This window comes from Dyadobacter sp. HNCC25DJ187 (assembly GCF_056895255.1).
This window is the reverse complement of sequence record NZ_JBXHAT010000001.1, coordinates 2,542,975-2,555,709: the sequence shown is the minus strand read 5'-3', so window position 1 is coordinate 2,555,709 and position 12,735 is coordinate 2,542,975. Positions and strand designations below refer to the sequence as shown.

7 protein-coding genes are annotated in these 12,735 nt (G+C 41.0%); 3 read left to right on the top strand and 4 right to left on the bottom strand.

Features of this window, described 5'->3' with window-relative positions:
* Positions 1-41: 41 nt before the first annotated feature.
* Positions 42-758 carry a hypothetical protein gene (locus AC1XUE_RS10670; protein ID WP_483355918.1) on the bottom strand — a complete coding sequence of 239 codons (717 nt, stop codon included), beginning with the start codon at positions 756-758 and terminating at the stop codon, positions 42-44.
* A gap of 240 nt (positions 759-998) precedes the next feature.
* On the opposite strand from AC1XUE_RS10670, the gene AC1XUE_RS10665 reads away from it, so the two are divergent.
* The gene (locus AC1XUE_RS10665; RefSeq protein WP_483355917.1) at positions 999-2,249 is read left to right on the top strand and encodes a 3-deoxy-D-manno-octulosonic acid transferase; all 1,251 of its coding nucleotides are present in this window, start codon (positions 999-1,001) and stop codon (positions 2,247-2,249) included.
* Positions 2,250-2,286: 37 nt separating this feature from the next.
* Here AC1XUE_RS10665 and AC1XUE_RS10660 read toward each other — a convergent pair whose 3' ends face one another.
* Complete coding sequence (locus AC1XUE_RS10660; protein ID WP_483355916.1) at positions 2,287-3,513, bottom strand: ROK family transcriptional regulator; 1,227 nt, start codon at positions 3,511-3,513, stop codon at positions 2,287-2,289.
* Between the two features lie 342 nt (positions 3,514-3,855).
* Between AC1XUE_RS10660 and rsgA the strand changes: the two genes are divergently transcribed.
* Both rsgA and mce read left to right on the top strand, forming a co-directional pair.
* Positions 3,856-4,791, top strand: coding sequence for a ribosome small subunit-dependent GTPase A (gene rsgA / locus AC1XUE_RS10655; protein ID WP_483355915.1), 936 nt, complete (start codon positions 3,856-3,858; stop codon positions 4,789-4,791).
* Positions 4,792-4,793: 2 nt separating this feature from the next.
* Entirely contained in the window at positions 4,794-5,210 is a 417-nt protein-coding gene (gene mce, locus AC1XUE_RS10650) for a methylmalonyl-CoA epimerase (RefSeq protein ID WP_483355914.1), read from the top strand.
* A gap of 24 nt (positions 5,211-5,234) precedes the next feature.
* On the opposite strand, the gene tamL is transcribed toward mce, so the two are convergent.
* Positions 5,235-7,676: a translocation and assembly module lipoprotein TamL gene (tamL, locus tag AC1XUE_RS10645; RefSeq protein WP_483355913.1), complete on the bottom strand. Its 2,442-nt coding sequence runs from the start codon at positions 7,674-7,676 to the stop codon at positions 5,235-5,237.
* Positions 7,666-12,633: a translocation/assembly module TamB domain-containing protein gene (locus tag AC1XUE_RS10640; RefSeq protein ID WP_483355912.1), complete on the bottom strand. Its 4,968-nt coding sequence runs from the start codon at positions 12,631-12,633 to the stop codon at positions 7,666-7,668. Before AC1XUE_RS10640 ends, tamL begins: the two co-directional genes overlap by 11 nt.
* Between the last annotated feature and the right edge of the window lie 102 nt (positions 12,634-12,735).

The window sequence follows — 12,735 nt, the reverse complement described above, 5'->3', positions numbered from 1 at the left end:
TGACATAGAGTTAGTGTCCCTAGTCGGTTAGGTACTTCAAATTATTTCTTTTTGCTGCCAAAGTATAGTGTCAGATAGCCCGATGTGAAAACACTCTTGTTTTCTGCAAAAAACATAAGCTCTGGCCTTCTGGTAAACGCTTCACCCAAAAAACCGATTTCAACACCAGTTACACTTTCCCTGAATGCACTGAGTTCAAAGCTTAGCGCAGCCTTAATATGTGCACCTGGAATTACTTTTGTCTGACCAAAACCCTGGAAAAAACCTAAAACACGGTTCTCAACAGCGCCATTGGCACTTCTTAACTGTTGTACATATGGTTTTTCAAGACCAAGAGTAGGTCCTGCTGCGAAAATAGCACTGATAGAAATCCCTTCGTCTTCGTGTCTGTTGAATAGTGTAATTTCTCGTCCGTACTCGGGTCGGAGAGCAAAAAGGTAATTCCGCTTACCATATATAATTCGGGAACCGGTAGTGAAATTCTGCTCTGCCAACTCCTTAGGATGTTTGACATTGACGAGTTCAACTGCCAGATAGCGGTATTGGTTTTTCCCAAACAATTTTGACGATAAGGCTGATGATTGTCTGAAGACAAATCCGCCCAGAATTCCGGAATTAGTGTTCGTGGTGAGTCCGGCAGATGTAAAAGTTCTGTAAGTATCTTCGTTATCTTCAATCTTTGGTTTCCGCTGAGCATACAAATCCATTGATACAACGATCAGGGCTAATGAAGTAAGTAAAAGTCTAACACGAATCATATAGTTGTATATCTCAGTGACTATTAGCAATACAAAGTAAAGAGGGTGAATATACTAATTATTGATATATACTCACCGCTCCGCCACCAGTTTAACGGTTTTTTGTACATTTATGTTCTTATTGTTAACAATAAAAATCTTCGTAAGATCTTTACAAAGTTTAACACTTAAATATTATCCGAAAAATATTACCTGTATCTAAGGTCATTAATTTTTTGGCTACATCAAATCATCAATCCATTGACAGCATTTTTGTATCAGTTTTTCATTCTCATACTTCAGCTGGGGATGCATATAGCTTCATCATTCAGCGGTAAGATCCGAAAAGGTGTAGAAGGCAGGGCAAATTTACTTTCCAGGTTGGATCAGTCATTTGCGGGACTTGCAAATGGAAGATCGGTTGTATGGTTTCATGCTGCTTCATTGGGAGAGTTTGAGCAGGGAAGACCGGTTATGGAAGCTTTTAGAGCAAATTATCCTGACTACTTTATAGTACTGACTTTCTTTTCTCCTTCAGGGTATGAAGTAAGAAAAAACTATTCAGGTGCAGATTATATCTGTTACCTTCCTCATGATACAAAGGCGAACGCCCGGGAATTTATACGTATCATAAATCCACGTATTACCTTTTTTATAAAATATGAATTCTGGTATAACTATCTGAAAGAACTAAAAAAGGAAGACAGATCTGTTTACTCATTTTCTGCGATTTTTCGTCAGAATCAGTTTTTTTTTAAATGGTATGGCAGTTTTTACAGAAATCTGCTTAATTACTTTGATCACATTTTTGTACAGAATGAAGAATCGGTAAGGCTGTTGCAAAGTATACGGATTCCGAATTGCTCTGTTGCAGGTGATACCAGGTTTGATCGGGTTTCTGCTATTGCCGGCCAAGCCAGAGAATTGCCTCAAATGGCAGAGTTTGTAAATGGATTACCTTGTCTTGTTGCAGGATCAGCATGGGAGTCAGATATGCAGGTGTTGATTCCAGCTGTTAATACGCTGGGTAAACGTCTGAAAATGATTATCGCTCCTCATGAAATCAAGATGGACGAAATAGCGAATTGGCGTAAAGAGTTAAACGGCAGTTCTGTTCTTCATTCTGAATTTGTAAAAGGAATAAACACAGATGCTGACTATCTGTTTATTGATAATATTGGTATGCTATCTTCACTTTACAGATATGGAACAATGGCTTACATCGGAGGATCTTTTGGCAACGGTTTGCACAATATCCTGGAGGCGGCCACATTTGGTCTGCCGGTCATGTTCGGAAACAAAGGCTATCATAAATTTCAGGAAGCCAAGGAACTTATTGCAGAGGGTGGCGCTGTAGCTGTGGCTGATGCGGGTCAGGTAACAATATTGATTCAGAAGTGGTACGATACGCAGGTGAGCGTATCAGTAGGGGATATCAGTCGTAAATATGTAGAGAATCGAGTGGGAGCAACAAGCGTTGTGATGACAGAAGTGATAAAAAAACTAGGTTGATAGCAGACAAACATTGCCTGTTATCAACCTTAAAATCTTAATTGGAAAATTCTCTTGTAATCAGATGTTCAAACAGATATGCTTGTGTTCCGAATAAACGTGCATTAGCGCCCAGTTTGGAAATATGAATGGATAACGAATTTTTGAAGTCGGAGAGACAATACTTATTGATTGCCTGCTCTATCGGATTGGATATGAATGGTCCGGCCTCTGCGAGCATTCCCCCTACAATAATTACTTCAGGATTGAATAAGTGTACAGCAGTAGCCAGTCCTTTTCCCAGCTCAGTACCCACCACACTTAACAGATCAATAGATAGTTCATCACCGGAGTGGACCGCTTCAATGATATGTGATGTGTCCAGTTTATTAAGATCATTGTCAACAATTTGAGAAAGAATTGTAGCTCGCCCGTTCTGTATTTCTTCCTTTGCCTGCCTGATCAGCGCCATCGCCGATGAAACGGTGTCAAGGCATCCTATTTTTCCACAATGACATAGCATACCGTCAGGTTTAACCTGAATGTGCCCGAGTTCTCCTGCAAAACCCGAAGTGCCATGAAACACCTCTCCATTTACAATAATGCCTAAACCAACTCCCCAGTCAATATTAATGGTGAGTACCTGCGATTTATTTACAGCAAAGCCAAACCGATGTTCACCAATAGTGGTTGCTTTCGTATCATTGAAAAGATAAGTGGGCAGATTAAAGTGAGCTCCTATATAACCAGACAGTGAGGTGCCACCCGGAGTAAGATTCGGGTAAGTCAGGTTAATGCCATGTAATGAATTGATCAACCCGGGCATGGCCAAGCCAATACCCCATAAGCTGGAGATCGATATATTATTGAAACTCAAAAAGTCGTGTGCAGCTTCGAAGAGTGTCTCTAAAAACTCCGCTGAATCATCCAGTCTGATGTCAACTTTTCGTTTGGTGATTAGCTTGTTGTGTAAATTAAAAATAACGAACTGTGTATCATGGCGGTTGATATCCATGATCAGTGTCAGATATTTGTCAGGGTTCAAGCCGTATAACACGGGCGGCCTGCCTGCTCTGGCAGGGCCAGTACCAGCTTCAACAATCCATCCATCACGTATCAATTCATTGACGATACCCGTTGCAGATGGAATGCTGGCATGGAACATACGTGCCATTTTATTAATTGACGTGTCACCAGAGTTATACAGGTGAAGCAACAGGTTGCTTCTGACACGGTTCTTACGAATATCTATTACGGAATTTGCTTCCTCAGCAATTAGGTTCATAAACGGTTACACAAATCATTTTCATTCATTAAATATACTGCTATTATTAATATTTCTTAATAATCATCATGTTTAATAAATTTAATATGATAATTACATAAATAAAACGATTTAGCAACACCTTGAGAGATAGATGATCTCTTATATAACAATTGGCTCTTCCCGCATTTACCAATACGAGGGGGGACACGTGTTTTATAAGATAGTCAAGACTGTGAGAAAAGACACATCCCTAGTGAAAACTACTATATACGGTCATGAAGAATGTTTTTTATTCTCACGGATTCCTGATAAGCTCAAACTTCTGCTATATTCGTAATTGCTTAAAATTGAATTGAAAGAATGCAGTTACAAAAAGGATTGGTATTACGGTCGACAGGTTCCTGGTATGAGGTAAGAGATACCAGTGATGCACATATATGGCAATGCAGGCTCAAAGGGAAATTTAAAAATTTGGGACTGAAAGTTACTAATCCATTGGCTGTAGGTGATTATGTGATGTTTGAAGTTGAAAATGAAACGGAAAATTTCGGCATTATTCATGAAATATTGCCTCGGGAAAATTATGTAATACGGAGCTCTGTGCATAAGACAGCGCATGCACATTTGCTTGCTGCTAATGTAGATCAGGCCATTTTAATTGCAACATTGATTTTTCCTCGTACATCGCTTGGTTTTATAGACAGGTTCCTTGTCGCCATTGAATCGTTCCGTATTCCCGGTGTAATTGTATTTAATAAACAAGATTTGCTGAATGAGGATATACGCGATTTTCAGCAGCAACTCATGGATTTATACGATGGCCTGGGATATACCTGTCTGGCTACGGATGCATTACATTATCAAGGTGTACAGGAGTTGAAAGACTTGCTGAAAGGAAAAGTATCTCTGTTTTCAGGTCATTCCGGTGTTGGTAAGTCTACGTTGGTAAACGCGATCTCGCCGGGTCTTTCTATCAAGACACAGGAAGTATCAACATTTGCGAATAAAGGGGTACATACCACAACATTTGCTGAAATGTTCGAATTAGAAAAGGATACATTTATCATTGATTCGCCGGGGATCAAGGAATTGGGTCTGGCAGATATGAAACCTGAAGAAATAAGCCATTATTTCCCAGAAATGAGAAGCCTGCTGAATGAATGTCGTTTTAACAACTGTCAGCATATCAATGAACCCGGATGTGCTGTGAAAGATGCTGTTCAGGAAGGTAACATTGCATTCAGCAGATATGAAAGCTATCTGAGTATGGTGGGTGGAGGGGATAACCGTAAGTAAATATGCTGCTGCACATTGAACATATCGGCATAGCGGTTAAGGATCTGGACAGGTCTGAAAAATTGTATTCACGCCTTTTTAATGTGCAGCCTTATAAGCGAGAGACGGTTACCTCAGAATCGGTATTCGCTTCGTTTCTCAGGGTAAAGGATATGAAGATAGAACTTCTGCAGTCGACGGACCCTGATGGTGTTATTGCCAGATTTATAGAAAAGAAAGGAGAAGGATTTCATCATATTGCCTACGAGGTAGATGATATTCTTGCTGAAATGGAAAGACTAACAAAAGAAGGTTTTGTCTTATTAAATGATGTGCCAAAGCGGGGAGCAGATAATAAACTGGTTTGCTTTTTACATCCTCAATCAGCGAATGGGCTCCTGGTAGAGCTCTGTCAGGAAATCAACCAGGAGCGTGTTTAAGGGACCAGGAGCGTGTTTAAGGGATTAGAATGGTAATCCCACAGCAATATTCAATATCAGGTTTTCTCTTCTCCACGCGCGGCTTCCGAAATTGATTTCTTTAAATACCCATGGATTTTTATAAACGACCGGAGCATCCGGATCAAAAGGAGCGTCCGGATCGGATGCTACTGGTGTATTGGTATACCAGGGTTTACGGAATGGTGTAGCCAGATCCAGGCGGAATATAAGGAATGAGAAGTCCAAGCGAAGACCTAAACCTCCACCAACAGCTACCTGATTCAGGAAAGTGCTTTTATCAAAAACAGACTCAGGCCCGTATCCCTGACCAGCATCCCCCTTATAAGACCAGATATTACCGGCATCTACAAAGACAGCACCATTGATAATATCCGTGAATTTCATCCTGACTTCCGTGTTGAATTCAAGACGGATATCGCCGAAAGAGTTGTAACCTAATAATCTCACTGTTGCCGTGTCTGAATTGTATGCACCAGGACCTAAGGCGCGTGCCCGGAAAGCACGTAACCCTACACTACCACCACCGAAGTACTGCTTGAATTGCGGTAATTGCATATTTCTTGAATTACCATATGGAATCCCGACACCTGCGACAAAGCGGTTGGCCCATTTGACTCTGGAATTGATGGTTCTGAAATAGCGTACTTCACCGTCAAATTTGGCAAACTGAAGTATAGGAGCACCTAAGAAGCTTTTGGCTCCGGTCAAGTCAGCAGAGTCTTTTTTTCCGAGTAAACTTAAAAGATTTCCTCCCCAATCCAAGCCTCCAATCAGCACAAACTGATTTTTACTGAATGGCCTGGTTTGTGGTCTGAAAGTTACATTATAGTTGGAACCCATAATAAGGAATTTCTGATCCACTAATCTGTAATATCTGTCAACTTCAAGTGGCGGAAGTATCTCGGCAATGTTTCCTAATAATTCAGTGTTTACATTACTCGGCATTACATAGTTGATAGCAATAGGCGTTAAAGTATGCTCCAGCCTGGAGTTTTTGCTCCATACATACGACCAGTCAGCCCGAATAGAGGTCGACGTAAAAAATCCTCTTTGTACCCTGTTCTCATAGTTCAGGGCCAATATGGTTTTAGGCAAAATTTCACTTTTTTCAGGTCGTATTCTCGAAAAGGGAATCACGAAACGAGGAAAGGATAAGCTCGCCTGGGCACCATACCTGATAAATTCGTTTCCTACTCTGTTTGGGTTTTCAACTCTGTTGCCACCCAGTTGCAAGTCAAAACCATAATACGCACTGAGACTGAGGATTTCCGCACCTTTGAAAAAGTTGCGGTTTTTCCAGTTCAAGGCTAATTCCATCCCACCAAGATTATTGGACTTGGTGCTGGCACTTATCGTGGTCTGTAACGATTTTTTCTTCATCGGAGCCAGATCGTAACGTACATCCAGTAATGCAGAGTCAGATCTTGGAACCAGCTCAAAAGTATTTTTTACAAATTTGAAATTCTGGAAATTGACAAGTCTTCTTACCGAAACGTCATGCATTCTATTGGTATACAAATCACCTTTTCTGAAGCCTATAGCATCATAAAAAATTCTTCGTTTATAAAGCCTGCCTGGGTCTGTCACATTGATTCCTCTCCGAAGCGGCTGCCGTATAGCCATACTATCGGTAGTTTCTGTCTCTTTCGTTCCTGTATTTACAAAAATGTTATTGATGTAATATTGCTTAAGAGCGGTTTGAGCTGTCTCTTTTTTTACTTCTAGATAAATATTTACCTGTTGCGGACCTAAAGTAGAATCCTGTCTTCCTATAGTAGAATCCACCTTTGCAATGAGATAGTCAGGATTAAAATAATAGTATCCCTTTCCCTTTAATTCCTGATCAATACGCGTTCTTTCTGCTTCCACAATGTCCAGACGGATAGGATCTCCTTTTCGCAGATAAGTTTTTTTCCTGGCTTCAATGAGGTCTTTGTTAAATGTGGAGCTATTCGGCACCACGTACCGGATCTCATTGATGAAATACCTTGGCATTACATAGGCTTCATATTCAGCAGTTGCAGTCCTTTTTTTCGAAACTTTCAGATTACCCTTAGCAGATGACCGGTAGTAACCTTCATTGTCCATATAACCTACCATATTGGCGGCATTGATATCCAGCAAACGTTGCGTTGCAAATACAGGGGGCTCGCCTAATTTGTCTCTGAACCAACTTTTCAGGCCTCCTTCATTTTTGGGTTCACCGATGAAATAATGAAACCAGACTTTCCATGGAAAGCCGAACAGTGTTTTATTAGGCGTAGGTTTGATGATGGATTCAAGCCCGCTAGCCAAACCGGAGACGTTCGGCTTAGTAATTGTATCAGGTTGTACTTTTACATTATTTCCTACATAGAGACTTTGCCCTTCCGGTACATATTTTTGAACCGAACAGCTGCTCAACGCAATACAAATAACAAAGAAGGCTAATATACTAATTCTCATTTTTCTGCTTTTGGAATATTTCACGGAACAAATCGTAGTCTGCCGTCACAATAAAACTAACACCTGTTTCGATAATGAAACCTTCAAGAATAGATTGATATTGATTTTTCCGGTAACCGCGGAAAAGATAACGTCCATCTTTGCTCAGGGAGTAATCAAGTGCGATGTTGTCAAAAACCTGTGATGAACTCGGCGTCTGGCTCTTGCTTTCAAGTTCAAAGTTTTTGCCCACCGATATTTTAAGCCGATCACCCATAAATGCCTTACTAAGACCAACGTTTAAGTCGGTGCGGGCACCAGCCGCCTGATCAGTCGAAGAATTCAGATCAAGATCCAGATTTACCCCTTTTACTAAGTCTGAAGCCAGGTTGTTTAACTGGTCACTTAAAAGCTGGCTTACACTCTGCCTCGCTATCGCTTCAGCACTTGAACCAATATTGAATCCGGAAGAAGCCTGATCAGTAATAAATCGGTTGGTAATCAGAAGTGAAAATGCCTGCTTGTTCATTTCTGAAGGGCTGTTTTTCATATCATTCCAGAATGTTTGAGAAGTAATATCTCTCTGTACATTCTGGCTCACCTCTTCATTCGGTACCACGTTAAATACGATACTTGGAGACGACAGGTTTCCGGTGATGATGATCTGCACATCGATAGGTATTTTTCTGTCTCCTTTGTAATTGTTATCAATTGAACCCGGATCCACCATTACCTCGTACACAGCAGTAATGTTCAAGTCTGCCTTCATAGGATCCCCGGTCCAAATGAGGCTGCTGCCTTTAGCAATTTTAAACTGCCTTTTAAGAATCTGTAGTGTAAGGTCATAAGATCCTTCACTCACGTCGTAAGCACCGATCAGATATAGCTGGCCGTTAGGTGCAATTCCCGTGTTGAGTTTGGCATTTCCTTTGAGTTGAATATTGTCGCCGTTGAGTTCGTCGATTACTACCTTAAACTCAGACTTATCATCTACATCAATATCCAGTGTTATTTCAGAAGCAAAATCAACCATAATCGGTTGCGCAATTGCTGAATCTGCTTTTGCAACCTGAGTTGAATCACTCATGTCCACAAACTGAATGATACCTTTGCTGGCATCACCTGTTTCCGTTGCTTCATTAATCATGACGAAGGTAATATCGCTACCCGGATCGACCTTCACATTTCCATCTACAACAGATTTACTTCCTTTCCCTTTCACAGTAAGATTTGCATCAATTGTAGCTTTACCAAAGAACATTTCATTTTGTTTCTGGGTAGAGTTCAGAACTGTGAAATTCTTGGCACCAATGGTCAGATTGTAACCTACATCCGGCAAAGTCGCAATATTGACATTACCGTTGATTTTCATTTCCTGTTTCAGAGAATCGGCAATAACAAAATTGTTAAAATTAATATTCTGCCCATTGAAGTTAATCTTCTGATTGTTCAAAGAGTATCTCGAACCAAGCTGCGCAACGTTGAAGGCCACATTGTCGAAGTTTACTGCACCATTAAGTTTCGGTGAAGAGGCAGACCCCGTTATTTTTGCTGACCCGGTAAGATTACCAGTTGCTTTCTGTAACTGACCAAAGCTGAATGCCTCAACAGTTTCTCCGCTTAGCTTCTTCAGATCCATGTTGAAATTCAGGGCATTATTTTCGTCCTGGAGGTTGTAGCTTCCGCCTATACGAATGTCATTTTTATCACTTACCAGTGCCATGGCTACCCGAATCAGATTTTCTGTTTCATTGGTTGACTTCAAACTCAGATTACCCACCGGAATCTGCATGGCTGCCAGGTTGTCAATGGTAAGCTCACCGGTATAAACAGGTGAAGTCATATAATCACTTAAAAGTATTTTTCCTTTTAGTAATCCTGTAGCCATGGTTGAATCGCGTGTTGCGATGGCGATCATGGGCCCAATTTCAATGTCATTGATCTCGACATCGAGCGGGCTATTCGGCTCAGGTGTAGTTGAGTTGATTTTAAGTGATTGCTTTCCGTCTCTGATCACCAGATTATTGATGTAAAGGCTGTCCGTAGCATATTGTACATATCCGGAAGTATCAGTTTCCCAATTGCGGTAATTAAGCAATAGATTATCACGTAGATTAAGTCTGTATTTATTGTCAGCCACGAGTAAATCTCCTTTCAACGCGTGCTGTTCTGCAAGTACTGAGTCTCTGACGGTAAAGTCAAATTTGATATCGTTGTTGACAATATCGCTTTCCAAAGAAGCATTCTGCATACGGAATCCCCCTGTATTCACTAACCCGATGGTGGTATTTAGTGAAGCGTTTTGCTGTAGGTTACTGAATTTAAGATTAATTCTTTCCGTACGGATACTATCAAATTCTACAACAGGGATATTCAGTGTTGCTACAATTGATGAATCCTGCTGGTTATCAACTTTGGCCTGGAAACGAATCGGATTAAGGTCGGTCAGCTTAGGGGCAACAATTTTAAATACCGGGTGATTTATGACTGTTGCGTCCAATGTGAAATTGGTGGGCTTTGTAATCTCGTTATAGGTGAGGTTAGGCGCTTTAAAGTTCTTACCTATTTCAGTGAAAAGGACATCGGCCAGTTCTGTATATACAAATTCACCTTCCATTCTTGCTTTCAGGAAAGGCGAGTCGATGATCGCTTGTCGCTGACCACTCGAATCTGTCAGGCTCATGGCGATTTCTGAAATCCCAACTGGTTTGTTGTGGTGGGTAAGAACAAGGTCTGCGATATTGACACTTCCAAGTGGATTTTCCGGATTGGTTGAGGGCATATCTACCTTAATATCTCCTTTAATCTGTAAAGAATCGGCATACAGATTCAGGGCAGTCAGGTCAAGGTGGTTGATATTCACATCCCCTCTAACTGACGGAAATTCTTTGGATAAATCAGCCTGTCCGTCTACACTGACTTTGATGTTACGATCATCCATATTCGCTGTAATTCCAGCCAAACCTTTGTCAACGCTAGCCCTGAGCGTTAAGTTTTTATAGACATATCCCTTCAAATCGGCACTCTGAATTGTTCCGTTCAAGTTGGCCATCATGGTTTTGGGATCATATCCTACACCATTGAAATCTGTTGTAAGTGTAAGTTTACCCATTTCCTCGGGTGGTTGCTTCATCAACTTACCCAAATCGAAGTCCTGGAAGCTAAGTGTGCCGTCATATTCAGCCCTGATGCTATCCGTAATGTTTTTCAGATTTCCGGCAAAAGTGCCTACTCCAAAAGACGTATTTATTGTCGTGTTCATAGACAGGTTCGCCATTGACCCATTTATTTTTCCCGAAATATTAATGGTTTCAGGCAGTTCAATGGATGCGGGTAGCGCGCTGTCAGGCATCATTTTAAGTAAATCCTGTTTTGTGGAAGATAGCTCTCCGATAGTTACATCCATGGCGAGCTTGTCAGCATCAGGTAGTCCTCTTATTCTTCCATCAAGATTTAAAACAGTGCCATCAAGCATACTGAATTTTGCTTTTGAAATAAGCATGTCGTCAACGGAACCTGTTACAAGTCCACTTCCTTTCAGCACGCCGTTAGGCTCTTTGCTGAAAGGCGGAGTTGTGGCAAGATCTGGTGCAAGCATCAGCAAATCTGCAAAAGCTACGCGGCTATCCGTGAGTTTAAGCCTGATCTTTACTTTGGCAATGTCATTGGTGAGCTGATCTAAATTATTATATCGAAGTACAAGCTCATCCCGTAGTGTGGTATTAGGGGTCTTTAGGAGGAGGTTTTTTAAGTAGGTTTGTTGGCTGCCATAGGCAAAGTTAGTCCTGAATTCATCGATTCTAAACCCACTTTTATCTCTAAACGATCCTGATTTTAAAGCACCTGCAATGTTTTCCGGTGAGAAAATAAATTCTTCCAGGGCAATGTTCAGATTTTTGATGTCAAGGTGTGCATAGTCCAGTCCTTTTGGAATACTGGGCGAATTGAAGTCATCGTAGCGCAGATTGTTATTAACCAGATTGATACTTCCTACTTTCACATTCCAGCCAGGTGCTTCTCCGGAAGTTTTAGCTGCTTCTTCGGGCGTGGTTGTAGCTTTATCAATTTCGTTGCCTACTTTTTTGGCACCACTTGTTGCCTTTTTTGCAAATTCAGCATAGGCAGTCATGTTCTCCAGATTGATAGCGTCTATATCTACCTGCTGGCTGCCCATATAGATCGTTTTAACCCTTCCTTCCAGTTTGCCCACGGTCACACCATTCTTGAGCCCTGAGGTTTCATCCGTAAATACCCAGTCGAACTGTCGAATATCTATATCTCCCAGTTTGAGATCAAGTGAATCGGCGGGATTGGTTGGAGTAGTAGTTGTATCTGTTTGAAGAGCGGCATACATTCTGAGCTTTGCCCCGCTGTTTAGTAGTGTTACTTTAGTTGGATGATATTGTGACAGGGATGGGTTAAACTTGTCGAATTGTACTGAAGCAGAATCAATTTTAGCTTCAGCATCAGTTCCTATAACAGCATCCCGATATGATAACTGCACATTTTTAAGTGATATCATATCCAACCGCATTTCTATCGGCTTAGAGGTAGTATCCACCGGGGTAGGTTCATCAGAGCCGGCGAAGGCATCTGCTATAAACTGAAAATTAAAAACGGTATCGGGAAGTGTGCGATAAATATTTGCTGTGATACCTTCTAACTCTACTTTGTTTACTCCGATATTACCTTTGATTAAGCTGTACATGTCAATATCAACGTACAGTCTCTTTCCATATAATAGTGTATCACCTTTTTGGTCGGCAAAATAGACACCTTCCAGCATGATCCAGTCGGGTACATCGAAACGCACCTTTTCTATGTTCAGATTCGTTTTAAGTTTTTTTCTAAGGTAGGAATTGGCTTGGTCAGTCAGGAAATTTTGTCCGGCGGGAGTCTGAATACCCCATATAAGAACACCTATCAGAATTAATATCGTCAGGAGAATGACCGCCAAAACTTTTAATACCTTTTTCATTCCTTAGAGTTAAACCTGATACATGTATTCGTACCGGGCAATTTGCAAACTTGTTAAGCTAAAAAAACTGGATAGTTATGATTGAGATAACTATCCAGCAAT

Bases quoted from the DNA above. Each gene is read 5' to 3' on its own strand.
- mce (WP_483355914.1), top strand. From the start codon at position 4,794: ATGCTGCTGCACATTGAACATATCGGCATAGCGGTTAAGGATCTGGAC.
- rsgA (WP_483355915.1), top strand. From the start codon at position 3,856: ATGCAGTTACAAAAAGGATTGGTATTACGGTCGACAGGTTCCTGGTAT.
- AC1XUE_RS10670 (WP_483355918.1), bottom strand. From the start codon at position 758: ATGATTCGTGTTAGACTTTTACTTACTTCATTAGCCCTGATCGTTGTA.
- AC1XUE_RS10640 (WP_483355912.1), bottom strand. From the start codon at position 12,633: ATGAAAAAGGTATTAAAAGTTTTGGCGGTCATTCTCCTGACGATATTA.
- tamL (WP_483355913.1), bottom strand. From the start codon at position 7,676: ATGAGAATTAGTATATTAGCCTTCTTTGTTATTTGTATTGCGTTGAGC.
- AC1XUE_RS10660 (WP_483355916.1), bottom strand. From the start codon at position 3,513: ATGAACCTAATTGCTGAGGAAGCAAATTCCGTAATAGATATTCGTAAG.